Genomic DNA, 26613 nt, shown 5'->3' with positions numbered 1-26613 from the left:
AACCTTTTTATGAACAAAAAAATAAGAATAAATAATAAAAATACAGAGGATAAAGCTAATTCCTCTGTATTTTTTATTTCTTATTCAAAAGTTCGTTAGATATATTTACTATGCCATTAATTGAATAGTTTTTAGCTATATTTTTCAGATTGTTTCTCATTTTAATTAATAAATGAGGGTTATATATTAATTCGTTAAGTTCAAGATTTATATTTCTTATGTGTTTTACATAAATTGCACAGCCTTTTTCAGTAAGAAACTCTGTATTTTCAGTTTCTTGGCCGGGGATAGCAAATGGAATTATAAGTGGTAAATTTTTTACTATTGCTTCTGTTGAAGTAAGTCCACCTGGCTTAGAAATTATAACATCAGAATAATCCATTAAAGCAGAGACATCATTAGTAAAACCTAAAATGTGGATTTTTTTATCCTTGATTGGATGTCCATATTTATTAAGTAAGTTTTGTTTTAAATGGTTATTGTTACCGCATACAACTGTTATTCTAAGTTTGTTAGGATTTTTGATAAGTTCTTTTAAAACTAAGGAGATATTATCAAGTCCCATACTACCACTCATAAGAAGTATATTAAAATAATCATTATCTTTTGTTGCACTGATTTCTTCATCTTTAATAAAGAAATCTTGTTTTATAGGTATACCAAAATCAAAGATTTTATTTGCGTCAATACCTCTAGAAATAAGATGATTTTTTGTAAAACTACTTGCAGTTACATATGAATCAACTTGTTTTGAAATGTATGTGTAGTGGGCTTTAAAATCTGTTACTATTGATACAAAAGGTATTTTTATAAGACCTTTTTTCTTTAAATTTGATATAATATTTACTGTTAGAGGATGAGTTCCAACTATTATATCTGGCTTAATATTATTAATGAAAGCTAACATTTTTTTATCAGTTATATAAAATGGGACTGATAAAAGTGCATTCATATATTTTACATTTGTAAGTGCGTAAAATAAACCATAAATATGGGGTAATTTAGTTGCAGCAACCTCGTATCCACCTACTATAGTATTATTTAAAAACTTACTATTATTATATAAAAAGTCTAATTTTTCAACTTCATATCCATTTTGTGAAAAAGTGTAACATAAAGAATTAGCAGCTTGATTATGTCCTTGTCCTGTTGATGTAGTTAATATCAATACCTTTTTCATGTATTTCACTCACTTTACTTTTTTAATTATACATACTTAGTTTATCATCTTTTACATTTATGTAAAGAGTTTTATATTAATATGCATATAATTATGGAATAATATGGTTTTGAATATGATACACGACAAAATCTCAATTAATTAGATGCATAAAAATAAGTTTATATTTGTTAAATATTAGTTTTTTCAAAATACGAGCTTAAGGAACAAAAATGGGAAAGACAATGTCTTTCCCATAATTGATTACTTATTAAGGTTAAATCTCTTGTTGAATTTGTCAACTCTACCGCCAACGTCAACGATTTTTTGTTTTCCAGTGAAGAATGGGTGGCATTTAGAGCATATTTCTACTTTAAGTTCGTTTTTAACAGAACCTGTTGTAAAAGTATTTCCACATGCACACTTAACTAACGCTTCATGGTTATATTCTGGATGTATGCCTTCTCTCATTTATTTCACCTCTTTCAGTTTTTAAAAGTGTCTAACAGACTTTAAAAGTATAACATGATAGCTATAAATCGTCAATAGATTTTAATTTATGAGGAAGCTCTGGAAATTTTTAAAAAGCCTTTTTAGACATAAGCTTTAATGTTATAATTAATATTGCGATTTTAATTAAAGGAGAAACTAACATGAGTAAATTATATTTTAGATATGGAGCTATGAATTCTGGAAAGTCAACACATTTAATGCAAGTTGCATATAATTATGAAGAAAGAGGCATGAATGTTGTTGTTATAAAGCCTGCTACCGATAAAAAAGGTGGAGATAAGTTAGTTTCAAGACTTGGAGTTGAAAGAAAAGTAGATTTTCTTATAAAAAAAGAGGACAACATATTTGATATAGTTGATGGGTTAAAAGATGTTAGCTGTATATTAGTAGATGAGGTACAGTTTCTAAAATCGGAACATATAGACCAATTGTTTAAAGTAGCAATAGTTAAGGATATTCCTGTTATATGCTATGGGTTAAGGACAGATTTTCAAATGAATGGTTTTGAGGGCAGTTCAAGACTTCTTTTAATAGCACATAGCATTGAAGAGATGAAAACAATATGTACTTGTGGAAGAAAAGGTATATTGAATGGAAGAAAAATAAATGGTAAATATGTTTTTGAAGGTGAACAAATAGCTATTGACCATATAGATAATGTTGAATATGAATCTTTATGTGGAAAATGTTATTATGAATATAAATATGGTGATAAGAAATAAATAAAGGGGATAGAAGAATGAAAAAATGCCAAGTTGGTGGTCAGGCAGTTTTAGAAGGGGTTATGATGCGTGGTTCAATGGGAATAGCCACAGCAGTTAGAAATGAAGATGGTGAAATAGAAGTAGATTTTAAAAATACAGTACCATATACAAAAAAGCATAAAATATTATCTCTACCAATAATAAGGGGTTTTGTAACATTAATTGAGTCTTTAATAGTAGGTGTGGAATCTTTAAATTATTCGGCCTCAATATTTGAGGATACAGAACCATCAAAATTTGAGGATTGGCTTAGGGGAAAATTTGGAGATAAAAGTAATGATATTATAATGGGCATTACCTTTGTTATATCGCTAATTTTTGCAATTGGTATTTTTGTAGCTATTCCAACAGCAGTCACTTCATTATTAAAAGGTAAAGGAATATCTCATATTATACTAAATATAGTAGAAGGTGCTTTAAGTGTTATTATGCTTTTGGGATATATGTATGCTATAGGAAAACTTGAAGATATAAATAGAGTATTTCAATATCATGGAGCAGAGCATAAAACTATTTTTTGCTATGAGCATGGTGAGAAGTTAAAGGTTGATAATGTTAAAAAGTATAAAAGATTTCATCCTAGATGTGGAACTAATTTTTTGTTTTTAGTAGCTATGGTTAGTATACTTGTGTTTTCTTTTACCAAGTGGGATTCTGTAGTTCAAAGAATAGGACTTAGAATTATTTTACTTCCAGTAGTCGCAGGAATAACTTATGAGATAATAAAATGGGTTGGAGCATCAGAAGGAAAGCTTGCAGAATTAATAGCAAAACCAGGGCTTAAATTACAAGAATTAACAACAAGGGAGCCTGATGACTCACAAATAGAGGTTGCTATAGTAGCACTTCTTAAAGCGGAGGGGTTGGAAATGCCGAAGAAGACTGTAGATGAGCTTTTAAAGTATGGAAATGATGAATTGAAAAAAGCTTTAATAGAAAGTTTTAATTTAGATACCCAATTATTATTAGGAAATGTTTTAAAAAAGGAAAAATTGTGGATAATAACTAATAGGGATTTTGAAGTAGATAAAGAAGAAGAAAATAAGTTCAAAGAACTTATTAAATTAAGAAAAAGTAAAATGCCTATGAAGTATATATTAGAAGAAACTGAATTTATGGGGATTAATCTAACTATTAAAAATGGGGTTCTGATACCTAGACCAGATACTGAAGTTCTAGTTGAGGAAGTATTATCTAAAATACCTGAAGATAAAGAGATGGAGATATGTGATTTGTGTTCGGGTAGTGGAGCTATAGGAATAGCCTTAGCTAGTTTTAGAAAAAAAATTAAAGTTAATCTTTTAGATATTGAAAAAATACCAGAAGAAGTTTCTAATATAAATATTACAAAATTAAAACTTTCTGATAGAGTGGAATTTATATTTAGTGATTTACTTAAAGAAGCTATAGAAGAAAATAAAAAATACGATATTATAGTATCTAATCCACCTTATATAAGAGATGAAGTTATACCTACTCTTATGGATGATGTTAAAGATTATGAACCTTATGTTGCGCTAAGTGGTGGGGAGGATGGTCTTGTTTTTTATAGAAGAATAGTAGATGAATCAGTTGAAGTTTTAAAACCAGGTGGAATGTTGGCTTTTGAAATAGGCCATGATCAAGGAGAGGATGTCAAAAGACTTATGGAGGATAGGGGATATCAAAACCTAAGAATAGTTAAAGACCTTGCAGGCTTAGATAGAGTTGTAATTGGTAATTTGCCTAATGATGGTTTGTAGCTTAAACACTAAGTTGTAATTTGATTAAAGATTATGATATAATACTAAAATATGAAATTTAATAGTACGGAGTGATAAGATGATATTAGATAGATTACAATTCATTGAAAACAAATATGATGAGATTTCTGTAAAAATAAGTGATCCATCAATTATGGCAAACCAAAATGAATGGAGAAAGTTATGTAAAGAGCATGCTGATCTTGAAATTATGGTAAATAAATATAGAGAATATACCGGAGTAAGAGATGAAATAGAAGCTAATAAGGAAATGCTTCAGGTTGAAACTGATAGGGATATGAAGGATATGATTCAAGAAGATCTTAAGGATTTATCTGCAAGAGAAATAGAGCTTGAAAAGGAACTTCAAATATTATTATTACCTAAAGATCCTAACGATGATAAAAACGTATTTGTAGAAATAAGAGGAGGAGCAGGTGGAGATGAAGCAGCTCTATTTGCTTATAACTTATTTAGAATGTACACAAGATATGCTGAAACTCAAAGATGGAAAGTTGAGCTTATGAGCTTAAATGAAACTGATATCGGAGGCTTCAAAGAAGTTGTATTTATGATTAAGGGTGATGGAGCTTATTCAAAGCTTAAGTATGAAAGTGGAGTTCACAGAGTTCAAAGAGTTCCAGATACAGAAAGTTCAGGTAGAATTCATACCTCAACAGCTACAGTTGCAGTATTACCGGAAGTTGATGATGTTGAAATAGAAATAAATGATAAAGATATAAGAATAGATGTATTTAGAGCGTCAGGTAATGGTGGTCAATGTGTTAATACTACCGATTCAGCTGTAAGAATAACTCATATTCCTTCAGGGCTTGTAGTTTCATGTCAAGATGAAAAATCACAGCTTAAAAACAAAGAAAAAGCTATGAAAATATTAAGATCAAGATTATATGAGCAAGCAGAAGCAGAAAGAGCAGCTGGAATTGCTGAAGATAGAAAAAGCCAAGTTGGTAGTGGTGATAGAAGTGAAAGAATAAGAACTTACAATTATCCACAAGGAAGAGTTACAGATCATAGAATAGGTCTTACTTTATATAAGCTTGAAACATTTATGAATGGTGATATTACAGAAATGATTAATGCTTTAATTACAGAAGACCAAGCTGAAAAAATGAAAGCTATGGGAAACACAGAATTTTAATAATAACTATAAAGCCTTACATGAAAATGTAGGGCTTTATAACTAGAATTTTATACAAGAGCTCTTATAGAAAGTGGGAAAAGAATGAATATAAAAAAAGCTATAGTTAAGCAAAATAAAAATTATAAAATGTTTTACACAATAATGTGGGCCTTGTTTTTTATTTTACCTGTAGCAGCTTTGTTAACTGGCAATACATCTATGTTTATTATTATATATTTAGTATTTGTAGAAGTTCTTATTGTAGTAAGTTTATTTTTGATATCTAACAATGTTAAACTTAAATATAGTTGTAGCAATAATAAATTAAAAATGAAACTTGGATGGTTTGGAGAAGAGATTTTGCTTTTATGTGATAAGGTTGTTTTAGTGCATACAGAAAAAAAGTTAGAGGATATGGAAATAGTTATAGTTACTTCTTTAAAATTAAGGGGTGATAAGTTAAGGCCTATAACAAAAAGCTTTTTTAAAAAACATCCATTAGCAGCAGAAGAATATAAAAAAATAAAAATAAGATATCCAGATTCAAAATATACATATATGATTATAAAAAAAGGTGCTTTAAATAAATACAATCTTTTGAATGATATATATAGAAATTGTGTAAAGGCTACTTATACAAGTAAAGCAATAGAGAATATAAAAATAGCTAGATGTCAAAAAGAAATCTAGCTTTGAAAGAAGGGATAGTGTGGAAACTAAAGTTTTTATAGTAGAAGATATAGAAAAAAACTTAGATTACATCAAAGAAGGGGCAAATGTTATAAAAAATGGTGGAACTGTAGCTTTTCCGACTGAAACTGTATATGGATTAGGAGCAGATGCATTAAATGAAGAAGCTGTAAAAAAAATATTTATAGCAAAGGGAAGGCCTCAAGATAATCCATTGATTGTACATGTAGCAAATAAGGAAATAGATTATTTGGCAAAAGATATACCTCAGATTGCAAAAGATTTAATAAGAGACCTTTGGCCAGGGCCTTTAACCTTAATATTAAATAAAAAAGATTTAGTTCCAAATGTTACTTTAGCTAATTTAGATACAATAGGCATAAGAATGCCTAATGATCCTATAGCGCTAAAACTTATAGAAGAAGCTAAAACACCAATAGCAGCTCCATCAGCCAATATATCAGGAAGGCCTAGTCCAACAGATGTATTTAGATGTGTACAGGATTTAACTGGTAGAGTTGATTGTATAATTGGAGGAGAAAAAAGTAATGTAGGTGTGGAGTCAACTATTTTAGATGTTACTTGCAATCCACCATGTATATTAAGACCAGGTGGAATAACATTAGAAATGTTAAAAAAGTATAATAATGATATATATATAGATAAAGCCGTTATGAATAAAGTAGAGGGAGATTTCAAGCCAAAGGCCCCTGGAATGAAGTATAGACACTATGCTCCGAAGGCAAAAGTTAGAATAGTTTCAGGTGAAACAAAAAAAATGGTTGAAAAAATAAATGAAATAGTGCATAATTACATAGACGCAGGACTTAAAGTAGGTATTATGGCAAGTTATGAAACAAGAGAGTGCTATAATAAAGGTGAAGTGATAGTGCTAGGTAAAAGAGAAGCTTTAAATACTATAACACCTAATCTTTTTGAAAGTTTAAGAGCTTTAGATGATTTAGGAGTTGATATAATAATAAGTGAGGGCTTTGAAGAAGTGGGCTTAGGTATCGCTATTATGAATAGGTTAAAAAAAGCTGCGGCTTATGATATAATATATGTATAGTAATTTTTTTGGGAGGGAATAGTATGGATAGATTATTTATTTGTGTAAGAAATAATAAAAGAGATTTAGTTATAAACTCTTCATTTAGCTTTATAAATACTTTAGTTTATTCATATATTTCTAATGTGTTTGTGTCTTTTATAGATTCAAAGACATATTTATCATTATTATTAAATAATCTATTAGAATTAAAAGAAGATATTAGCATTTTTAAATGCTATTAGTGTCTTCTTTTTTTTATAAATTTTTAAACAATAGGAGGTAGGTGCAACATGAAAATTGCAATTGGATGTGATCATGGCGGTTTAAGACTTAAGAATGAAGTTATTAAGTATTTACAGGAAAAAGGGATAGAATATGTAGACTACGGAACGTATTCAGAAGAATCTTGTGATTATCCTGATATAGCTATTAAGGTTGCAGAAGCAGTAGCAAGTAAAGAACAAGAAAAAGGAATACTTATTTGTGGTACAGGAATAGGAATATCTATAGCTGCAAATAAAGTGCCTGGAGTAAGAGCGGCATTATGCTCAGATACTTTTAGTGCTCATGCTACAAGAGAACATAATGATGCTAATATACTTACTATGGGAGAAAGAACTGTAGGAATTGGTCTTGCTTTGGATATAGTTGATACTTTCCTTAATACAGAGTTTGAAGGTGGAAGACACATTCAAAGAATAAACAAAATTTCTGAGATAGAAAAAAAATATAGCAAGTAAAAAATATTATATAAATTAATTTAATTCTAGGAGGATTTTATAATGAGTAAAGTAACACAAATAGGACATCCACTTATATTACACAAACTAGCTTTTATAAGAGATAAGAATACGGGTTCAAAGGATTTTAGAGAACTTGTAGAAGAAGTTTCAATGCTTATGGCTTATGAAGTGACTAGAGATCTTCAAATGGAGGATGTAGAGATAGAAACTCCTATATGCAAAACTACATGTAAAATGTTATCAGGAAAGAAAATGGCAATAGTACCTATATTAAGAGCAGGACTTGGAATGGTTGATGGTATGCTTAAACTTATACCAGCTGCTAAGGTTGGTCATGTTGGATTATATAGAGATGAAGAAACTCTACAACCAGTAGAATATTTTTGTAAAATGCCTCAAGATATAGCTGAGAGAGATGTAATAGTTGTAGATCCAATGTTAGCTACTGGAGGTTCTGCTGCTGATGCACTTACTATATTAAAGAAAAGAGGAGCTAAGAATTTAAGACTTGTTTGCTTAATATCTTCTCCAGAAGGAATTAAAATGGTAAGTGATGCTCATCCTGATGTTGATATATATGTTGCATCAATAGACGAAAAACTAAATGAAAAAGGCTACATTGTACCAGGACTTGGTGATGCTGGTGACAGACTGTTTGGAACAAAATAGGAAGCAGTTTTAACTAAGTTTTTAAGATTAACATATTGTATTTGAAAGATGCTAATTTTAGCATCTTTCTTGCTTTTGAGTAGAAAAAATTTTAGTTCAGTATTGAAATTTGTATAAAATACACAAAGGTTGAAAATTTAAATGGGCTTTGTTTGGATATATGTTTTAATATGTTCTTTACAAGTTAAATTCACGATATCTTTATTTTATGTTTAGTAATGTACTAATATAAATGTAGATTTAAAATTGCAATATAAATATAGTGTGCAATTAATAACAATAAAGGTATAAAAAAATAAGTGGGATAAGGTTAAAATTTTAACGAATACTTGAAATGAATATTATGTTAATGTTGAATTTTTATATAAACATACCTTTATTGTGGAATTTTGGGGACTAAAAGAAGAAAACTTTGCAAAAGATAATTTAAATAGATATAATAAAAAGTAGTGTTTTAAAAAATATGTAATTTTAAATAGGTTTGCACTAGAACTTACGGAGTATAAAGTTCATTGTAAAGATAAATTAAATAATATTGACTTTGGAGGGAAAAATAGTGGAAAAGATAAAGGTATTAACCATATTTGGAACAAGGCCAGAAGCTATAAAGATGGCACCGTTAGTAAAAGAGTTAGAAAAAAGAGAAGGTATTGAATCAAAGGTTTGTGTAACTGCTCAACATAGGGAAATGTTAGACCAAGTTTTAGATTTATTTGAAATAAAGCCTGATTTTGATTTAAATATAATGAAGACAAGACAAACTTTAACTGGAATAACTAATAAGGTTCTTGAAGGTCTTGAAGAGGTATTTACAACTGAAAAACCAGATATGATACTTGTACATGGAGATACTACAACTACATTTGCAGGAGGACTTGCTGCTTTTTATCAACAAATAAGAGTTGGTCATGTGGAAGCTGGGCTTAGAACTTTTGATAAATATTTCCCTTTTCCAGAGGAAATGAATAGAAAGCTTACAGGAGCTTTAGCTGATTTACATTTTGCGCCTACAATAGGTTCAAAGAATAATCTTTTAAGAGAAGGTGTAAATGAAAATGATATAAAAGTTACTGGTAATACAGTAATTGATGCCATGGAACATACCGTGAAATCTAATTATATATTTGAAACAACTGAATTAAATGAGATAGATTTTGAACATAAAAAGGTTATCATGATAACTGCTCATAGAAGGGAAAATTGGGGCGAAGGAATAGATAATATTTGCGATGCTTTAAATAAAATAGTAGAAGAAAACGATGATGTAGAATTAGTTTATTTAGTTCATTTAAACCCAGTGGTTAAAGATGTTGTGGATAAGAAATTAGGAAATAGATCTAGGATTCATTTACTTCCACCACAAGATACAAAAGAAACACATAACTTAATGAATAAATGCTTTATGGTTATGACTGATTCAGGTGGATTACAGGAAGAAGCACCTCATTTAGGAAAGCCTGTACTTGTACTTAGGGATGTTACAGAAAGGCCAGAAGCTGTTGCTGCTGGAACTGTTAAACTTGTTGGAACAGATGTTAATAAGATAGTGACTGAAGCTAATAAGTTAATAAAGAATAATGAGGAATATATAAAGATGAGCAAATCTATAAATCCATATGGAGATGGAAAGGCATCTATAAGAATAGTTGATGCTATAGAAAAATATTTTGGGATTTCAGACAAAGAATTTGAAGAGTTTAAAATAAAATAAATATAAAGAGTAGCTTTTAATATATTGAAAGTTACTCTTTTTTTATATAAGAAAAATAAATTTATTTAGCATTGAAAATAAATCCCTATCAATACTTTAAAGTATAGTCATTTTTTGAAGAAAATGTTTGTACATAATTTAACATAAGAATTACCTCTATTAACCATTGGTAACATTTAAATTTACATATAAAAGAAAAAAGAAATTTAATATCGAAAAATAGAAAAAAATAAATTATTAACTTTGTAGTTTTTTTAACAAAAATTCTTGATTAATAAGTAAATGTTGGGTATAATAAAAATGTCTAAAGATTATTAATTTTTAAAATTAATTATATATATTGAGGAGGGCTACAAGATGAGAGAAGTAGTTATTGCAAGTGCAGTTAGAACTGCTATTGGTACATTTGGTGGAGCATTAAAGGATGTTGCAGCAACAGATTTAGGAGCTTTAGTTATTAAAGAAGCTGTTAATAAAGCAGGAGTAAAACCAGAATTAGTTGATGAAGTTTTAATGGGTAATGTTATTCAAGCAGGGCTTGGACAAAATGTTGCAAGACAAGCGGCTGTAAAAGCTGGATTACCATTAGAAGTATCAGCTATGACTCTAAACAAAGTTTGTGGTTCAGGTTTAAGAGCAGTATCTTTGGCTGCATCTATAATAAAAGCTGGAGATGCTGATGTTATAGTAGCTGGTGGTATGGAAAATATGTCACAAGGTCCATATTTATTAAAGACTGCAAGATTTGGTCAAAGAATGGGCGATGGAAAAATGGTTGATTCAATGATTAATGATGCTTTATGGGATGCATTTAATAACATTCATATGGGAATAACAGCTGAAAATATAGCAGAACAATGGGGTATTACTAGAGAGGCTCAAGATGCTTTCTCAGCTGCATCTCAACAAAAAGCAGAAAGAGCAATAAAAGAAGGTAAATTTAAAGATGAAATAGTTCCAGTAGTTATACCTCAAAGAAAGGGAGAACCAAAAGTATTTGATACTGATGAATTCCCAAGATTCGGAACAACAACTGAGAGTCTTGCTAAATTAAGACCAGCATTTAAGAAAGATGGAACAGTTACAGCTGGTAATGCTTCAGGAATAAATGATGGAGCAGCAGCTTTAGTTATTATGAGTGCTGAAAAAGCTAAAGAACTAGGTATTACACCACTTGCTAAAATAGTTTCTTATGGTTCAAAAGGTTTAGATCCAACAATAATGGGATATGGACCATTCCATGCAACTAAAAAAGCTTTAGAAGGAACTGGCTTAACTATTAAAGATTTAGATTTAATAGAAGCAAATGAAGCTTTTGCTTCTCAAAGTTTAGCTGTTGCTAAAGATTTAGAATTTGATATGGAAAAAGTAAATGTAAATGGTGGAGCTATAGCATTAGGACACCCAGTTGGAGCTTCAGGTGCAAGAATATTAGTTTCATTACTTCATGAAATGGAAAAGAGAGATGCTAAAAAAGGATTAGCAACTTTATGTATAGGTGGAGGCATGGGAACTGCTTTAATAGTAGAAAGATAATGGAAAAAAGAGGCTCTAAGCCTCTTTTTTATATATAGAGTAAAAAAAAGTAAAAATCGAAATCAAATAATAACGTTTATTATTTGATGGCTTATAAATAATTTATATGTCATATTTTTATGAAAAAAATTAAAATATTATAGAATATTTATAAATTTATAAGAGAAAAATACTATTGTCTAAAAAGCAAAGTGAAATATAATTAAATATCTGAAAATTTTTTTGAATATTTAAAATCTACTTAATTCAATTAAGTAGATATAGATAAATACAGTAGTTAAGGGGTGATTATTATAAAATTAATTTTCATACGAAATATTATATAGAATTAATATATATAAGTAATTTAATGTAAAAAAAAGGTTAATGTAAATGATATCAATGAATTTTAATGAATTTTCTTATAAAATGTAATATTCAGAAAAATGAAAGTTTTATGTTCTCAAGAATTATTTTGAAAGAAAAGCAATAAGAAGCGTAGATAACGGAAGCATTTAGCATAATATTCAAGATAAATGAAAATTTTCAATGTTTTATATAGTATTTTCAGAAATATGGAATTTTATAAAAAAAATATATGAGGATATAATAACAACATAGCTGTAGTAAGTAGGTGAAAAAGTGGAGAAATGTGTTTCGAGGTTAGTCTATGGAGTTTTTAAAGTGAATTTGATTGTAGGTAGTTTATTAGCATTACTAATTATGATTTTGCTGAATTTTAGTGCAGGTTTAGCATTTTTAGTTGGAGTGTTGATTTCCTCAATAAATTTTACTACTAGTGGATTTATTACTAGTAGGATGTTTTCACAAAATAAATCAAGTATTGTAGTGTTCATAGGCTATATAGCAAGACTAGCGCTTGTAAGTATAATAGCTATTTATTATGCTAAAGAACCATTAAATCTTATGTTATTTATAACAGCTTTAGTTTTTCATTACATATCACTCGTGATTTATTGGTTTAGCAAAGAGAAAGGAAGTGATTAGGTGGAAAAATTTGAGCCTATATTTTCTTTTAAGATTGGAAGTATACCTATAGACATTGGTAGAGATATCATAGTTCAATGGGTTATAATTTTGATTTTAGGAATAATATCCTATTTATTAACTAGAAACTTGAAGAAGATTCCAGACAAAAAGCAATCTGCATTAGAACTTTTTTATACTACAGTTGCAGATTTAGTTGAAGGTAATATGGGAGAATCCTTTAGGAATTTTATTCCTTATGTTGGTTCTTTAATGATTTTCCTTTTAACTATGAACTTTACTGGGCTTGTTGGTGTTGCGCCACCAACAAAAAATTTAAGTGTTACAGTAGCATTAGCAATATCATCATTTTTGGTTGTTAATGGAACTGCAATTAAAAGAAATGGCTTTGGACATTACCTAAAAGGTTATGCTGAACCATTCATACCTATGTTACCACTTAATATAATGGAAAGAGTTGTTCTTCCAGTATCACTTGCACTGAGACTTTTTGGTAACATGTTAGCAGCAACCATTCTTGTAGAATTAGTTTATGAAGCTTTAGGACATTTTGGAGTTATATTCAAGGTTGGTGCGCCAATAATAGTACATGGTTATTTTGATATGTTTGATGGAGGAATCCAGATGATTGTATTTACTATGCTTACTATTATAAATATTAAATTAATATCAGAACATTAAAAGAAATAGGAGGAATTTTATTATGGATTTAGGAGTTTTAGCAGCTGGTATAGCTGTATTAGCAGGTATTGGAGCAGGAGTAGGAATAGGTATAGCAACAGGAAAAGCAACAGAAGCTATTGCTAGACAACCGGAAGCAGCAGGTAAGATTCAATCTGCGTTAATCATAGGTGCTGGTCTTTCAGAAGCAACAGCTATTTATGGTTTAATAGTAGCAATAATAATTTTATTTGTTAAATAGTTCTAATTGTTAAATACTAACTACGAGTTGAGTTAATTGACTCCGAAGGGAGGCTATGAATAGTATATGGAATTTCAGTTAAGTACATTAATTGCTACTCTTATTAACTTTGCAATAATAATACTTGTATTGAAGCACTTTTTTTGGGATAAAATACAAAATGTTTTACAAGAAAGAGAAGACTTAATAGAAGGTACTATTGCAAAGGCTGATGAAGACGCTGAAAAAGCAAGAAGACTTAGAATAGAAAATGAAACAATTCTAAAATCAGCTAAAGAAGAAGGTAAAAAAATTACCGAAGCTAAGAAGAAAAAAGCTGATGCTGTATATAATGAAATAGTAGATGATGCTCACAAAGAAGCAGAAACTATTATGGAAAGAGCAAAACTTGAAATTGCTAGGGAAAAGCAAAAAGCAGAGTATGAATTAAAGACTCAAGCTGTTGATTTAGCCGTGTTACTTTCAGGTAAAGCTCTTGAACAATCTATTGATGAAGAAAATCATAGGAGACTAATAAATGACTTCATTGATAAGGTAGGTGTCTAAGTATGTATGAATATTTAGACAAAAGATATGCTCTTGCACTTTATGAAGTAGCAGAAAGTAAAAATAAAGTAGATGAGTATATCCAAGATCTTAAAACTATATGTGATTTAATTTCTGGAAATGAAGATTTTTATGAAGTTATAAAGCACCCTCAAATAAGTACAGGTAAAAAGAAGGATACTTTAAAAACTATATTTGAAGGAAAGATAGATGCAGGATTACTATCCTTCTTACTAATATTAGTTGAAAAAGATAGAATTCTTAATTTGAGAGAAATTTTAGTTCAAATGGAGAAAATCCATTTAGAAAAGAACAATACTTTATTAGCTCATATTAAAAGTGTTATTCCATTAACGGAAGATGAGTCACAAAGATTAACTTCAAAGTTAGAAAAGAAGTATAATAAAAAGGTCATTTTAAACTATGAAATTGACAAGAGTATCATTGGTGGACTATACGTTAGGGTTGGAAATGATGTTATAGATGGAACTATCATATCTAAACTTGATGAAATGAAAGCCTTAATGCTTAGAAAAGAATAGAGGTGAGACCATGAATATAAAACCAGAAGAAATTACTTCTATAATCAAAAGTGAAATAGAAAAATACGAAAAACAAATAAAAACTGTAGATTCTGGTACTATTATCCAAGTGGGTGATGGTGTTGCTAGAGTTTATGGCTTAGATGAATGTATGGGAGGGGAACTTTTAGAATTCCCTAACAATATATATGGCATGGCTCTAAACCTTGAACAAGACAATGTTGGTTGTGTTTTACTAGGCTCTGAAAAAGGTATAAAAGAAGGAGACGTAGTAAAAAGAACAGGCAAGATTGTTGAAGTTCCAGTAGGAGATGCTGTTATAGGTAGAGTTGTAAATGCATTAGGTATGCCAATAGACGGAAAGGGTCCTATAAACAATGATGGATATAGACCAATAGAAGTCCCAGCACCTAGCATAATAGACAGAAGTTCAGTTAATCAACCTTTACAAACAGGTATAAAAGCAATTGACTCAATGATTCCTATTGGTAGGGGACAAAGAGAATTAATAATTGGAGACAGACAAACAGGTAAAACTGCTATAGGTATAGATACAATTATTAATCAAAAAGGTAAAGATGTTATTTGCATCTATGTAGCTATAGGACAAAAACAATCTACAGTTGCACATATATATAATACATTAACTGAAATGGGAGCTATGGATTATACAACAATTGTAGCAGCAACAGCTGCAGACACAGCACCACTTCAATACATGGCACCATATGCTGGTTGTTCAATGGGTGAATACTTCATGCACAAAGGTAAAGATGTTCTTATCATATATGATGATTTATCGAAGCATGCGGTTGCTTATAGAACAATGTCACTATTACTTAGGAGACCACCAGGCAGAGAAGCTTATCCTGGAGATGTATTCTACATCCATTCAAGACTTCTTGAAAGAGCTGCAAAGCTTTCAGCTGAGAATGGCGGAGGTTCATTAACTGCACTTCCAATAGTAGAAACTCTAGCAGGAGACGTTACAGCTTATATACCAACAAATGTTATATCTATAACAGATGGTCAGATATTCCTAGAATCAGAATTATTTAACGCTGGTCAAAGACCTGCTGTTAATGCTGGTATATCTGTATCAAGAGTTGGTGGTAATGCTCAAATTAAAGCAATGAAACAAGTATCTGGTACATTAAGACTAGAACTTGCTCAATACAGAGAACTTGCAGCTTTTGCTCAATTTGGTTCTGACCTTGATAAAGATACTCAAAGAAGACTTGAAAAAGGTAAGAGACTAATTGAAATATTAAAGCAAGATCAATATTCACCTATGAATGTTGAAAGTCAAGTAATCATTCTTTATGCAGCAGTAAATGATTTCTTATCAGATGTAAAGGTAAATGATCTTAAGAAATTCCAAGTTGAGTTCTTAGAATACGTAGATACTCACCATAGAGACCTAAGAAAGAATCTTCAAGAAGGTAAAACTTTAACTGATGAAATTAAAGCATCTCTTGAAGAGGCCCTAGTAGAATTTAAGAAAATTTTCTTAATTTAAGCATAGCTTTTACAAGCTATGCAATCCTTTAGGATTAGGAGGTGGAGTATATGGGATCTGGACTTATTGAAATTAAAAGAAGAATGAAAAGTATACAAAATACTAAGAAAATAACAAAAGCCATGGGGCTTGTTGCCACTTCTAAACTGAGAAAAGTAAGAAGAGAACTTGATGTTAATAACAGGTATTATAATAGTTTATCATATGTTACAGATGAACTTATGACTGCTTTAGGTGATTTTAAGGAAAGTGTTTATATAAAGGGAAACAATAGTGAACAAAAGCTATTCATAGTCTTAACGTCAGATTCAGGTCTATGTGGAGGCTTTAATAGTAACGTTGTTGCTTACTTAAATAATAATTTTTCTGATGATAAATTAAATAATCTAGTTATGGTAGTAGGACAAAAAGGTATACCTTATGTTAAAAAGCGTGGTTTTGATACTGTTGCTGAATATGTAGATATAGCTGATGTGCCAACTATAAGAGATGCTAGAACTATTACAGAGCATGCTATAAGAAAGTTTAAAGCTGGTGAAGTTTCAGAAGTAAATGTAGTTTACACTGAATTCATAACCACTGTAAAACAAGAAGTAAGAGTAGATAAACTACTTCCTTTTGAAATTAAAGAGGGAAAACAAAATTTAAATTATACTATAGAACCAGATATAGAAACTGTATTTGACCAAGGTATGGAAGTATACCTAAAAGGTAAGGTTCTAAATGCTATGATTAATTCTAAATCAAGTGAGCAAAGTGCTAGGATGCAAGCCATGGACGGTGCGACAAAGAATGCAGATGACATCTTAGATAGATTAACAACTAAGTATAATAGAATAAGACAAAGCGCTATTACCCAAGAAATATCAGAAATTGTAGGTGGAGCAGAAGCGCAAAAATAGTAAGGAGGTATTTTGATGCCAGGTACTATAGGTAAAGTTGTTCAAGTAATTGGACCAGTAGTTGACATAAAATTTAATACAGACGAACTTCCTAATATATATAACGCTATTCACATAAATATGGGCGATCGTACTCTTGTATGTGAAGTTGAGCAACATGTAGGGGATGATATAGTTAGAACTATAGCTATGGAAGCAACAGAAGGACTAAGAAGAGGTCTTGATGCAGTAGATACAGGATTGCCTATATCAGTTCCAGTAGGAGAAGCAGTTTTAGGAAGATTATTCAATGTTTTAGGTAAGACTATAGATAATGAAGGTGATGCAAATAGTGAAGAAACTTATCCAATTCACAGACCAGCACCAACATTCGAAGAACAATCAGTCGAACCTGAAATGTTTGAAACAGGAATTAAAGTTATAGACCTTATAGCTCCTTATCAAAGAGGAGGAAAAATAGGTCTATTTGGAGGAGCTGGTGTTGGTAAAACAGTTCTTATCCAAGAGCTTATAAACAATATAGCAAAACAACACGGTGGATTATCAGTATTTACAGGTGTTGGAGAAAGATCAAGAGAAGGTAATGATCTTTACCATGAAATGAAGGATTCAGGGGTTATAAACAAAACTGCATTAGTTTTCGGACAAATGAACGAACCACCTGGTGCTAGAATGAGAGTTGCATTAACTGGTCTTACAATGGCAGAATACTTCAGAGACAAAGGTCAAGACGTTTTATTATTTATAGATAATATATTCAGATTTACACAAGCAGGTTCAGAGGTTTCGGCCCTATTAGGTAGAATACCTTCAGCAGTTGGTTACCAACCAACACTTGCAACTGAAATGGGAGCATTACAAGAAAGAATTACTTCTACTACTAATGGTTCTATAACATCAGTTCAAGCAGTTTATGTTCCTGCGGATGACTTAACTGACCCAGCTCCAGCTACAACATTCTCTCATCTTGATGCAACAACAGTTTTATCAAGAGGTATAGCTGAACTTGGTATATATCCAGCGGTAGATCCACTAGATTCTACTTCAAGAATATTAGATCCAAGAATAGTTGGTGAAGAGCATTATGAAGTTGCTTCAAAAGTTAAGCACATACTTGAAAGATACAAAGAATTACAAGATATAATCGCAATTCTAGGTGTTGATGAGCTTTCTGAAGAAGATAAACTTATAGTTGGAAGAGCTAGAAGAGTTCAAAGATTCCTTTCTCAACCATTTACAGTTGCTGAACAATTTACAGGTATGCAAGGTAAATATGTACCAGTAAAAGAAACAATAAGAGGCTTCAAAGAAATTCTAGAAGGAAAACATGATAGCCTTCCAGAATCAGCATTCATATTTGTAGGTAGTATTGAAGAAGCAATTGAAAAAGCTAAAAAAATGGAGCAGTAATTAAAAGGGGAGATTTGAAATGAGTATATTCAAGCTAACCATAATTACACCTGAAAAGGAAGTATATTCTGGTAATGCAAAAAAATTAAAAACTGTTAACTCTTATGGAGAATTTGAAATACTTTCAAATCACGCAGATTTTATTACAAGCACAGTACCAGCTATAACAACTCTTGAAGATGAAAAGGGGGATATATTAACTCTTTTCACTTCACAAGGTGTTTTGAATTTTAAAGATCAACAGTTAACTTTCTGTGTAGATTCAGCAGAACATTCTGAAGAAATTGATGTTGAAAGAGCACAAAAGGCCATGGAGAGATCTAAGGAAAGATTGTCTCATAATAAGGATACGGATGTTAAAAGAGCAGAACTAGCCTTAGCGAGAGCTATGACAAGACTTAAATATGTTCAAAAATAAAAGTAGGAGGTCCAATACAGTTGGACCTTCTACTTTTTTGTTTTAATCACATTTTTACTAAAAATGGATATATTAATAGTATATTAAATAAAAACTATAAAATTCCTCCTGAATAAAAAAATTTTTTTGGACAATAATGAAGAAAAGAGGGAGGGGATAATATGAATAAAAGTATGATTTTTATTTCATTGATTCTAATTCTCTTTTCTTCAGGTATATGTACTAGAGAAGGGGAAGAAGAAACAGATCTTTATAAAAAAGTATTTACTAATTTGTCTGAAGTTCAAGAAAATGGAGTCAAAATTAAGTATACAAGCAATAAACCAATAAATGAAGAGTTAAAAAAAATATTAAAAAATTATAATGAAAATTTTTTAGAAGCTAAACTTAAAAAAGAAAATGATGTAGTTTATTATAATGACAATATAGAAAAAGACGATAAGAGGATAAAAATATTAGCTTCTGATGAAGGACAAGGTACTAATATAGAAATTGAAATGATTCAAAACACAAAACACATTAATATTTACAATATGAAGAAAGAATTGGGCAAATTAGTAGATGATACTTCTTTAAAACCACAATATTTTAGTTATGTTAAGGGAAAACTAAAGACGGAAAAACAAATAAGTGATGTTAATACTATGCTAAAAGAAAAACTAATTGAAAATGGTGCTATAAAATTTAACAGCATTCCCATAAATTCAGGAATAACTGGAGTTGCCTCAAATAATAAAAACTTGAAGTTGAATTATTCCATTAGCGAATATAGTGGTGGTAAATACCTAATATTAGGAACGCCTATAATTTTTACAACATATTAACATTATATTATGGAGGGTAATATGGAGAAAATCATAGTTAAAGGTGGGAATGAACTAAAAGGTGATGTTAAAATAAGTTCTGCAAAAAATGCAGTGCTACCAATAATTGCGGCAAGTATTTTAGGGAATGAATTAATAACAATAAATAATGCACCTCTATTAGAGGATGTATCTGTTATTTGTGATGTTTTAAATGAATTAGGGTCTAATGTATCAATAAATAAAAATGACTTAAGTATCACCATAGACAGCAAAGAAGTTAAACCTGTGGATGCAAATGACGAGTTAATTAGAAAAATGAGAGCATCATTTTTAATTATGGGACCTATGTTATCAAGACATGGCTGTTTCAAGCTTTCCCTTCCAGGAGGATGTAACATTGGAAGCAGACCTATAGACCTTCATCTTAAAGGCTTTAAAGCATTAGGAGCAGATATTGAAATAGGTCATGGGTATGTAGAAGCAAAAGCAAAAAGGCTTATAGGAGATAGAATTTATTTGGATTTTCCATCAGTTGGAGCTACTGAAAATATCTTAATGGCTTCAGTACTTGCTAAGGGTACAACTATCATAGAAAATGCAGCAGAAGAACCAGAGATAGCAGACTTAGCGAATTTTCTAAATTCAATGGGGGCTAAAATTGATGGCGCTGGTTCAGGAAAAATTACAGTAGATGGAGTAGATGAATTAAAAGGAACAAACTACACACCTATATATGATAGAATAGAAGCAGGAACATTTATGATAGCTGCAGCTATATCAAGATCTAAAATAAAAATTAGAGGAGCTAATGAAGAACATTTAAGACCAATAATTGAGAAACTAAAAGAATGTGGAATTATAGTTGAATACTTAGAGGATGAAAATAGTATAATAGTAGATGGAAGATGTAATGTTAAAGCTGTGGATATAAAGACTTTACCTTATCCAGGCTTTCCAACAGACATGCAATCACAAATGATGGCTCTTTTAACTTTAGCTACTGGTAACAGTATGATTACAGAAACAGTATTTGAGAATAGATTCATGCATGTTTCTGAGCTTTGCAGAATGGGAGCAAAGATAAAAGTAGATGGTAGAACCGCTTTTATAGAAGGCGTTAATAAGCTTACAGGTTGTGATGTTAAAGCTACTGATCTAAGAGCAGGAGCAACATTAATACTTGCTGGGCTTGTAGCAGATAAATATACAGAGATAAGGGATATTTATCATATAGATAGAGGTTATGTGTGTATTGAAGAAAAATTGAGAGCATTAGGTGCAGATATAGAGAGGGTATAATGACTTCTAAAAAAGGCATTGAATTAATTTATTTTAATTCAATGCCTTTTATATGCATTACATAATTTTTAGAATATAGTTGTCAAATTAACCATATAAATAAACTGTATAGAATTAAAAGGGGGAAACTATGAATTTTAAAATTAATAAAGGCATTATAAATATAGTTATTTATATTTTAGGCGTATGCTTAATATTTTTAATACCAGTGGGGATAATGAAGCTTTCTGATAAAAAATTGGAGAATGGTAATGAAATAAAGACGTCTAATGAAAAAGGATATATAGATAAATCTAAATTAAATTTAAATAATGTAAAGGTAAATTATAAAGGTCAAATTATGAATTTGGGTTTGGAAGAATATGTGACTCTTGGTGTGGCATCAGAAATGCCAGCAAATTTTGATGAAGAAGCACTGAAGGCTCAAAGCATTTTAGTTAGAAGTTTTGTTCTCACTAGGAAAATTTATAATTGTCAAAATGCAAATGGTGCTGAAATATGTAGTACAACTCACTGTCAGGTTTTTACTCCTAAGAATGAAAGAATGAGCTCATGGGGATTAAAGGCGAATGAATATTATGAAAAAATAAGTAAGGCTGTAAAAGCAACGGAGGGGATGGTTCTTAGTTACGATGGAAATTTAGCAATGCATCCACAGTATTTTGCGGTAAGTTCAGGACGAACAGAGGATTCTATAGCTGTTTTTTCAGAAGATATACCTTATTTAAAATCAGTAGAAAGCGAGGGAGAAGAAATAGCCCCAAAATATAAAATAGATAAAACATTTTCGGTAAAAGAATTTTTAAATATAATAAATTCGAATTATAAAAATGCGAATTTAAATAGTGGAAATTATAAAAATCAGATAAATATATTAAGTAGAAATTTAGGGGGAACTGTAAAGGAGATAAAATTAGGGGGAGAAATATTAAAGGGAACAGAGGTAAGAAAATTATTAGATTTAAACTCAGCAAATTTTACTATATCTTATAATGGTAAGAATATAATAGTGACAGCTTTAGGATATGGACATGATGTTGGTATGAGTCAGTGGGGGGCTAATGTTAGAGCCAAAAATGGAGAGAAGTATGAAGGAATACTAGAACACTATTTTAGTGGTTGTAAAATTCAGAATGTAAATAAAGTTAACTTTAATGGAAGACAATAGATAAGTTAACTTGTAAAGTTTTTTTACTTAGTAGGTAAAGTTTAGGTTATTAAGGTTTGTGTAAGTTATTATGGATTTAGAAAAATGATTAAATTAAGAAAGACAGCAGTTTATCTGAGAATAGATTTACTGGTGTCTTTCTTTTTGCGTAAAATGTCGAATATTAATAGAAAAAAGATAAAAAAATTTCAAATCTATATGTATTATTTATCCATTTAAGGACAGACTACTGAATGGAGGTGTTCATATGGAAAAGAACAATAAGTTTAAAAAGTTTATTAAGAAAGATGGCTTTTATGTAGTTTTATTTATCTGCTTATGTATTGTTGCTACAGTAGCAGCTTTTACTGCAAAGAAAATAACCAAACCTATACCTAAGGCGCCAGTTGCAGATGCGTCTGTAGAAATCAATGAAGTTGATAAAATGCCAAAAACACAAGTGCCAGATGCATCACTTGTTAAGAAGGATCAAACTAAGGACAATGCTGCTAAAACTACAGATAAGGCAAAGTCAGTATCAAACATAGCTAAGGTTACATTTGTAGCTCCAATAGACAATGCAGCCATTTCAAAGGCTTACAGTACTGTTCCAGTAATAACACAAAAAGATAGCACAACTAAGAGAAATCTTCATGGAGTTAACTTGGAAGCTAAGGTTGGAACAAATGTTAATGCTGCTGCAGATGGTAAAGTTGTAGAAGCTGGAGATTCGAATGATCTTGATTTAGGATATTATGTAAAAATAAAACATGCTGATCAATCATCAACAGTATATGGAAATTTAGCACCTGAATTAAAGGTGAAAGTAGGAGATACTGTTAAACAAAAGCAACCAATTGGTAAAGTTGGAGATACTGCAAAGATTTATGACAAGGAACTATTTGGAGAATTTTTATTGTTCCAAATTTATAACTCAAAGGATGAAGAACAAAATCCTAAAAATTATATACAATCATTAATGATAAAAAAATAAAACAAACAAAAGTGAATAATCTCGGTGATTTTAAAAAAAGTAAAATCACCGAGGAGAAATAAATCAGTAATTTAAAGAATAATAAAAGCATATTAATAAATATAGCTAGTTAAGGAGGTAGCGTTTTGAAGGACTACATTGAGGAAAGAGTATTAGATGTAGCACAGTATATCATAGATTCAAAGGCTACAATAAGAAAGACTGCCAAAGTTTTTGGTGTTAGTAAAAGTACAATCCATAAGGATATGACAGAAAGATTACCTAAGATAAATCCATCCATTGCACAAGAAGCCAAGAATATACTAGATTTAAATAAAGCAGAAAGACATATAAGAGGTGGAAAAGCTACAAAATTAAAATATAAAGTTATTGAAGGTTAAGCGCATTCCATATATAATTAAAATGAGCAATTTGTAAAAAATAATCGTTTTAAGTGTATTTTTATAAAAATAGGAGTGATTGGAATGTGGTTTTGGAGAATGGGAACAGACATGGGCATAGATTTAGGGACTGCTACTGTGTTAGTTTATATAAAAGATAAGGGTGTGGTTTTAAAGGAACCGTCTGTTGTTGCCATAGATAAAAATACTAATAAAGTTTTAGCTGTTGGTGAGGAAGCGAGACAGATGATTGGTAGAACTCCAGGGAATATTGTTGCTGTGCGTCCATTAAGAGATGGGGTTATTTCAGACTACGATATTACTGAGAAGATGCTTAAATATTTAATAAGAAAAGGTGTAGGCAAGAGGAGAATATCAGCACCAAAGGTCCTTGTATGTGTTCCATCTCAAGCTACTGAGGTAGAAAAGAGAGCAGTTATGGATGCGGCTAGAAATTCAGGAGCAAAAACCGTATATTTAATAGAGGAGCCATTGGCAGCAGCTATTGGCGCTGGACTAGATATATCACAACCTAATGGATCTATGGTAGTTGATATTGGTGGAGGAACTGCTGATATTGCTGTTATATCATTAGGAGGAGTAGTTGTAAGATCATCGATAAAAGTTGCAGGAGATAGATTTGATGAGGCTATAATTAGATATATTAGATCAAAGTATAAATTAATGATAGGTGATAGAACCGCTGAAGAATTAAAGATAGCCATAGGGTCTGCCTTTAAAGGGCTAAGAGATTTAAGTATGCCTGTAAAGGGGAGAAATCTAATCACTGGATTACCGGATTTAGTTGATGTAACAACAGAGGAGATAAGGATGGCGCTTCAAGAGCCAATAAGAATTATTGCTGATTCAGTACACTCAGTTCTTGAAAGAACTCCTCCAGAACTTGCAGCAGACATTATAGAAAATGGTATATTAATGACTGGTGGAGGAGCATTGCTTCATGGATTAGATAAGTATATAGAATCTGAAACTGGAATAGCTGTACATATAGCTGAGGATTCAGTTTCTTGTGTAGCTAATGGTACTGGAAAGGTTTTGAATGCCTTTGAAAAACTAGATATGAGCATGCTAGATATGGAAGTTCAATTAATTGAGAAATAAAAACTAAAAGGGTAGAGAAATCTATCCTTTTAGTTTTTGCTTTATACATATTTTAAAATAATGAATAAATATATTTAAGTCACTATTTCCGTTCATATGTTTTGTTTAAATAATAAGAATGAATTATACCATCTACTATAACCTTAGACATCTCCATGATTAAATTAAGTCTAATAGCTCTGTTAGAGAAAAGCTCAGAATTATCAGAAGAATCAACAACACCTATTATAGATACATCACCTACATCGGGTAGAGTCTTTCCAACTCCTTTACCTGGATGTATAGGATAATCCCTAGTATGAATTTCACCTATAGATTTTGGGTCTCCAAGACAGGCGTCTATACCTATAACATAAGAATTAGGATATCTAGACGTTATTTCTGCAAGTTTTTCATCTAAATTTAGGGCGTGAATAGGTTCTGTTATAGTTCCAAAGACTGGAAGAGGGAAAAACTTATCTTTTAACATACTTCCAACTAATGGCCCCAAACAATCTCCAATACACTTATCTGTACCAATACAAATTATAATAGTATTTTCGGTTATATGGTTTTTGAGAAAATAGGATATTTCATAATACGCAAGTGAAGTTTTATAATGTACTTTAATTTTATTCAAAAATTCACCCCCCTTAATAATTTATATGAATAGACTTATAAAAATATTAAATAAAAGTATAAAAGGTACAATATATGGCAATAGTTTTTATATAGAGGTGATGAACGTGAATAAAAAATTAATGAGCATAATAGTAATTCTATGTACAGGTATTACAGTTTTTTGTATGATTAAAGTAGCTAAAAATATAGAGCAAAATAAAGAAAATGAGATAAAACAAGTTATTGAAACTGAAAAACAAAAACAAGATAAAATTAAAAAGGAAAAAGTTAGAGTAGAACAAGAAAAGATTAAGTCTGCAAATAAAAAAATAGCAGAAGAAAATACAGAGAAGCTGAACAAAAAGAATGATGTAGAGGAAAAGAGTGAAAAGAACAAAATTGAAAGTAATTATGAGGAAAATAAAAATAAATCTACACAACAGGCAGATAGTACTAGTATTAAGGAAGAAAATAATATAAAATCAGATAGTGTAGGTAATGAGAAAAGTAAAACAGTATTTAAAGTTGATAAAAATACTATAATGGATAAACTATCATTCCAAGAAAAAATGAAAATGCTTAATATAACTAAGAAATTATCTATGATTGACTACGGAAATATAAAGAAATATTTAGAAGGTAGCGATGAATATAATTCTGCCAGGAACATATTTAGAATACTAAAAAGTAGATTATCTATTGATGATTATAAGGAAGTAAGGGAGATATTAAGACCGTATATAGATGTAGATTCAATTGAGAAGGAAATATAATAAATCAATATAACACTTAGGTGAATTAGATAGTTAAAGCTAGAAAAATGTAGAATTTTAAATACAATCTCTTATAATAGGCTATAAAAGCTGCAAGAGACGGTTGAAATAATATTGGAATGCATATATACTAATCCTTGTCAGTTGATGCTTAATCAAGTGACTGAACAAATGACTGAACAAAAGTTAAATATGCTGGCATGGCTCAACGGTAGAGCAGCTGACTTGTAATCAGCAGGTTGTAGGTTCGATTCCTATTGCCAGCTCCATAATGTGGAGGAGTTCCCGAGTGGCCAAAGGGGGCAGACTGTAAATCTGTTGCGTTTCGCTTCGATGGTTCGAATCCGTCCTCCTCCACCATTAAAATGGAAGCATAGCTCAGCTGGGAGAGCATCTGCCTTACAAGCAGAGGGTCACAGGTTCGATCCCTGTTGTTTCCACCATTTAACTTTTTAATGAAAAATGAATAATATGCTGGCATGGCTCAACGGTAGAGCAGCTGACTTGTAATCAGCAGGTTGTAG

At 30.5% G+C, this 26613-nt stretch carries 29 protein-coding genes and 3 tRNA genes; 29 read left to right on the top strand and 3 right to left on the bottom strand.

The features are described from left to right. Nucleotides 1–73: 73 nt before the first annotated feature. Together BUB01_RS20535 and rpmE are read right to left on the bottom strand one after the other, a co-directional pair. Entirely contained in the window at nt 74–1180 is a 1107-nt protein-coding gene (locus BUB01_RS20535) for an MGDG synthase family glycosyltransferase (protein ID WP_072992932.1), read from the bottom strand. Nucleotides 1181–1423: 243 nt separating this feature from the next. Beyond that, complete coding sequence (rpmE, locus tag BUB01_RS20530) at nt 1424–1630, bottom strand: 50S ribosomal protein L31 (RefSeq protein ID WP_072992929.1); 207 nt, start codon at nt 1628–1630, stop codon at nt 1424–1426. A 182-nt stretch (nt 1631–1812) separates the two neighbouring features. Here rpmE and BUB01_RS20525 point away from each other — a divergent pair, with 182 nt between their 5' ends. The 25 genes from BUB01_RS20525 to mreB all read left to right on the top strand — a co-directional run bounded on the left by BUB01_RS20525 (nt 1813) and on the right by mreB (nt 24716). Next, the gene (locus BUB01_RS20525; protein WP_072992926.1) at nt 1813–2394 is read left to right on the top strand and encodes a thymidine kinase; all 582 of its coding nucleotides are present in this window, start codon (nt 1813–1815) and stop codon (nt 2392–2394) included. A gap of 17 nt (nt 2395–2411) precedes the next feature. Continuing rightward, a complete protein-coding gene (gene prmC, locus BUB01_RS20520) occupies nt 2412–4178 on the top strand; it encodes a peptide chain release factor N(5)-glutamine methyltransferase (RefSeq protein WP_072992923.1) in 1767 nt (588 codons plus the stop codon). A 79-nt stretch (nt 4179–4257) separates the two neighbouring features. Then, on the top strand, nt 4258–5340 hold the full coding sequence (prfA, locus tag BUB01_RS20515; RefSeq protein ID WP_072992921.1) for a peptide chain release factor 1: 1083 nt from the start codon (nt 4258–4260) through the stop codon (nt 5338–5340). 84 nt (nt 5341–5424) lie between these two features. After that, the gene (locus BUB01_RS20510) at nt 5425–6012 is read left to right on the top strand and encodes a hypothetical protein (RefSeq protein WP_072992918.1); all 588 of its coding nucleotides are present in this window, start codon (nt 5425–5427) and stop codon (nt 6010–6012) included. 19 nt (nt 6013–6031) lie between these two features. Further along, nucleotides 6032–7081, top strand: a complete 1050-nt coding sequence (locus tag BUB01_RS20505) for an L-threonylcarbamoyladenylate synthase (protein WP_072992915.1) — start codon at nt 6032–6034, stop codon at nt 7079–7081. A 23-nt stretch (nt 7082–7104) separates the two neighbouring features. Further along, entirely contained in the window at nt 7105–7305 is a 201-nt protein-coding gene (locus tag BUB01_RS20500; RefSeq protein ID WP_072992912.1) for a hypothetical protein, read from the top strand. A 48-nt stretch (nt 7306–7353) separates the two neighbouring features. Beyond that, a complete protein-coding gene (gene rpiB, locus BUB01_RS20495; protein WP_072992909.1) occupies nt 7354–7803 on the top strand; it encodes a ribose 5-phosphate isomerase B in 450 nt (149 codons plus the stop codon). 42 nt (nt 7804–7845) lie between these two features. Continuing rightward, nucleotides 7846–8475 (top strand): uracil phosphoribosyltransferase, encoded by a 630-nt coding sequence (gene upp, locus BUB01_RS20490; RefSeq protein WP_072992906.1) that lies wholly within the window; start codon nt 7846–7848, stop codon nt 8473–8475. A gap of 556 nt (nt 8476–9031) precedes the next feature. Further along, the gene (gene wecB / locus BUB01_RS20485; RefSeq protein ID WP_072992903.1) at nt 9032–10186 is read left to right on the top strand and encodes a non-hydrolyzing UDP-N-acetylglucosamine 2-epimerase; all 1155 of its coding nucleotides are present in this window, start codon (nt 9032–9034) and stop codon (nt 10184–10186) included. A 357-nt stretch (nt 10187–10543) separates the two neighbouring features. After that, nucleotides 10544–11722: an acetyl-CoA C-acetyltransferase gene (locus tag BUB01_RS20480; protein ID WP_072992900.1), complete on the top strand. Its 1179-nt coding sequence runs from the start codon at nt 10544–10546 to the stop codon at nt 11720–11722. Nucleotides 11723–12385: 663 nt separating this feature from the next. Further along, on the top strand, nt 12386–12709 hold the full coding sequence (locus BUB01_RS20475; protein ID WP_072992897.1) for a hypothetical protein: 324 nt from the start codon (nt 12386–12388) through the stop codon (nt 12707–12709). Then, nucleotides 12710–13390: a F0F1 ATP synthase subunit A gene (locus tag BUB01_RS20470; protein ID WP_072992893.1), complete on the top strand. Its 681-nt coding sequence runs from the start codon at nt 12710–12712 to the stop codon at nt 13388–13390. A gap of 22 nt (nt 13391–13412) precedes the next feature. Continuing rightward, nucleotides 13413–13631, top strand: a complete 219-nt coding sequence (atpE, locus tag BUB01_RS20465) for an ATP synthase F0 subunit C (RefSeq protein WP_072992890.1) — start codon at nt 13413–13415, stop codon at nt 13629–13631. A gap of 66 nt (nt 13632–13697) precedes the next feature. Next, nucleotides 13698–14177, top strand: coding sequence for a F0F1 ATP synthase subunit B (locus BUB01_RS20460; protein ID WP_072992888.1), 480 nt, complete (start codon nt 13698–13700; stop codon nt 14175–14177). A 2-nt stretch (nt 14178–14179) separates the two neighbouring features. After that, nucleotides 14180–14719: a F0F1 ATP synthase subunit delta gene (locus BUB01_RS20455; RefSeq protein WP_072992886.1), complete on the top strand. Its 540-nt coding sequence runs from the start codon at nt 14180–14182 to the stop codon at nt 14717–14719. A 10-nt stretch (nt 14720–14729) separates the two neighbouring features. Continuing rightward, nucleotides 14730–16238: a F0F1 ATP synthase subunit alpha gene (gene atpA / locus BUB01_RS20450; protein ID WP_072992884.1), complete on the top strand. Its 1509-nt coding sequence runs from the start codon at nt 14730–14732 to the stop codon at nt 16236–16238. Between the two features lie 50 nt (nt 16239–16288). Continuing rightward, nucleotides 16289–17140, top strand: a complete 852-nt coding sequence (gene atpG / locus BUB01_RS20445; protein ID WP_072992881.1) for an ATP synthase F1 subunit gamma — start codon at nt 16289–16291, stop codon at nt 17138–17140. 15 nt (nt 17141–17155) lie between these two features. Continuing rightward, complete coding sequence (gene atpD, locus BUB01_RS20440) at nt 17156–18550, top strand: F0F1 ATP synthase subunit beta (protein WP_072992879.1); 1395 nt, start codon at nt 17156–17158, stop codon at nt 18548–18550. A gap of 19 nt (nt 18551–18569) precedes the next feature. Next, nucleotides 18570–18968 (top strand): ATP synthase F1 subunit epsilon, encoded by a 399-nt coding sequence (atpC, locus tag BUB01_RS20435; RefSeq protein ID WP_072992877.1) that lies wholly within the window; start codon nt 18570–18572, stop codon nt 18966–18968. A gap of 161 nt (nt 18969–19129) precedes the next feature. Then, nucleotides 19130–19792, top strand: coding sequence for a YwmB family TATA-box binding protein (locus BUB01_RS20430; RefSeq protein ID WP_072992874.1), 663 nt, complete (start codon nt 19130–19132; stop codon nt 19790–19792). A 21-nt stretch (nt 19793–19813) separates the two neighbouring features. Next, nucleotides 19814–21073 carry a UDP-N-acetylglucosamine 1-carboxyvinyltransferase gene (gene murA, locus BUB01_RS20425; protein ID WP_072992871.1) on the top strand — a complete coding sequence of 420 codons (1260 nt, stop codon included), beginning with the start codon at nt 19814–19816 and terminating at the stop codon, nt 21071–21073. A 130-nt stretch (nt 21074–21203) separates the two neighbouring features. Beyond that, on the top strand, nt 21204–22241 hold the full coding sequence (spoIID, locus tag BUB01_RS20420) for a stage II sporulation protein D (protein WP_072992868.1): 1038 nt from the start codon (nt 21204–21206) through the stop codon (nt 22239–22241). Nucleotides 22242–22488: 247 nt separating this feature from the next. After that, nucleotides 22489–23214, top strand: coding sequence for a M23 family metallopeptidase (locus tag BUB01_RS20415; RefSeq protein ID WP_072992864.1), 726 nt, complete (start codon nt 22489–22491; stop codon nt 23212–23214). Between the two features lie 125 nt (nt 23215–23339). Next, nucleotides 23340–23594, top strand: a complete 255-nt coding sequence (gene spoIIID, locus BUB01_RS20410) for a sporulation transcriptional regulator SpoIIID (RefSeq protein ID WP_072992862.1) — start codon at nt 23340–23342, stop codon at nt 23592–23594. Nucleotides 23595–23678: 84 nt separating this feature from the next. Continuing rightward, nucleotides 23679–24716, top strand: a complete 1038-nt coding sequence (gene mreB / locus BUB01_RS20405) for a rod shape-determining protein (RefSeq protein ID WP_072992859.1) — start codon at nt 23679–23681, stop codon at nt 24714–24716. 82 nt (nt 24717–24798) lie between these two features. Here mreB and yyaC read toward each other — a convergent pair whose 3' ends face one another. Further along, on the bottom strand, nt 24799–25335 hold the full coding sequence (gene yyaC, locus BUB01_RS20400; protein ID WP_072992856.1) for a spore protease YyaC: 537 nt from the start codon (nt 25333–25335) through the stop codon (nt 24799–24801). 106 nt (nt 25336–25441) lie between these two features. Here yyaC and BUB01_RS20395 point away from each other — a divergent pair, with 106 nt between their 5' ends. The 4 genes from BUB01_RS20395 (at nt 25442) to BUB01_RS20380 (ending at nt 26532) form a co-directional block, all read left to right on the top strand. Beyond that, on the top strand, nt 25442–26089 hold the full coding sequence (locus BUB01_RS20395; RefSeq protein WP_072992853.1) for a hypothetical protein: 648 nt from the start codon (nt 25442–25444) through the stop codon (nt 26087–26089). Nucleotides 26090–26283: 194 nt separating this feature from the next. Beyond that, nucleotides 26284–26358, top strand: a tRNA-Thr gene (locus BUB01_RS20390). A gap of 6 nt (nt 26359–26364) precedes the next feature. After that, nucleotides 26365–26449: transfer RNA gene (locus BUB01_RS20385), tRNA-Tyr, on the top strand. A 7-nt stretch (nt 26450–26456) separates the two neighbouring features. Beyond that, nucleotides 26457–26532, top strand: a tRNA-Val gene (locus BUB01_RS20380). The last annotated feature ends 81 nt before the right edge of the window (nt 26533–26613 follow it).

Origin of the sequence: Clostridium cavendishii DSM 21758, assembly GCF_900141845.1 — a bacterium.
Taxonomy (GTDB): Bacteria; Bacillota; Clostridia; order Clostridiales; family Clostridiaceae; genus Clostridium_AG; species Clostridium_AG cavendishii.
This window is presented reverse-complemented; position numbering and strand designations above follow the sequence as displayed.

Bases quoted from the DNA above. Each gene is read 5' to 3' on its own strand.
- BUB01_RS20480 (WP_072992900.1), top strand. From the start codon at position 10,544: ATGAGAGAAGTAGTTATTGCAAGTGCAGTTAGAACTGCTATTGGTACA.
- BUB01_RS20460 (WP_072992888.1), top strand. From the start codon at position 13,698: ATGGAATTTCAGTTAAGTACATTAATTGCTACTCTTATTAACTTTGCA.
- rpiB (WP_072992909.1), top strand. From the start codon at position 7,354: ATGAAAATTGCAATTGGATGTGATCATGGCGGTTTAAGACTTAAGAAT.
- BUB01_RS20525 (WP_072992926.1), top strand. From the start codon at position 1,813: ATGAGTAAATTATATTTTAGATATGGAGCTATGAATTCTGGAAAGTCA.
- murA (WP_072992871.1), top strand. From the start codon at position 19,814: ATGGAGAAAATCATAGTTAAAGGTGGGAATGAACTAAAAGGTGATGTT.
- rpmE (WP_072992929.1), bottom strand. From the start codon at position 1,630: ATGAGAGAAGGCATACATCCAGAATATAACCATGAAGCGTTAGTTAAG.
- atpC (WP_072992877.1), top strand. From the start codon at position 18,570: ATGAGTATATTCAAGCTAACCATAATTACACCTGAAAAGGAAGTATAT.
- BUB01_RS20455 (WP_072992886.1), top strand. From the start codon at position 14,180: ATGTATGAATATTTAGACAAAAGATATGCTCTTGCACTTTATGAAGTA.
- BUB01_RS20415 (WP_072992864.1), top strand. From the start codon at position 22,489: ATGGAAAAGAACAATAAGTTTAAAAAGTTTATTAAGAAAGATGGCTTT.
- BUB01_RS20500 (WP_072992912.1), top strand. From the start codon at position 7,105: ATGGATAGATTATTTATTTGTGTAAGAAATAATAAAAGAGATTTAGTT.
- atpG (WP_072992881.1), top strand. From the start codon at position 16,289: ATGGGATCTGGACTTATTGAAATTAAAAGAAGAATGAAAAGTATACAA.
- BUB01_RS20430 (WP_072992874.1), top strand. From the start codon at position 19,130: ATGAATAAAAGTATGATTTTTATTTCATTGATTCTAATTCTCTTTTCT.
- upp (WP_072992906.1), top strand. From the start codon at position 7,846: ATGAGTAAAGTAACACAAATAGGACATCCACTTATATTACACAAACTA.
- atpA (WP_072992884.1), top strand. From the start codon at position 14,730: ATGAATATAAAACCAGAAGAAATTACTTCTATAATCAAAAGTGAAATA.
- BUB01_RS20510 (WP_072992918.1), top strand. From the start codon at position 5,425: ATGAATATAAAAAAAGCTATAGTTAAGCAAAATAAAAATTATAAAATG.
- prmC (WP_072992923.1), top strand. From the start codon at position 2,412: ATGAAAAAATGCCAAGTTGGTGGTCAGGCAGTTTTAGAAGGGGTTATG.
- mreB (WP_072992859.1), top strand. From the start codon at position 23,679: ATGTGGTTTTGGAGAATGGGAACAGACATGGGCATAGATTTAGGGACT.
- atpD (WP_072992879.1), top strand. From the start codon at position 17,156: ATGCCAGGTACTATAGGTAAAGTTGTTCAAGTAATTGGACCAGTAGTT.
- spoIID (WP_072992868.1), top strand. From the start codon at position 21,204: ATGAATTTTAAAATTAATAAAGGCATTATAAATATAGTTATTTATATT.
- prfA (WP_072992921.1), top strand. From the start codon at position 4,258: ATGATATTAGATAGATTACAATTCATTGAAAACAAATATGATGAGATT.
- atpE (WP_072992890.1), top strand. From the start codon at position 13,413: ATGGATTTAGGAGTTTTAGCAGCTGGTATAGCTGTATTAGCAGGTATT.
- BUB01_RS20535 (WP_072992932.1), bottom strand. From the start codon at position 1,180: ATGAAAAAGGTATTGATATTAACTACATCAACAGGACAAGGACATAAT.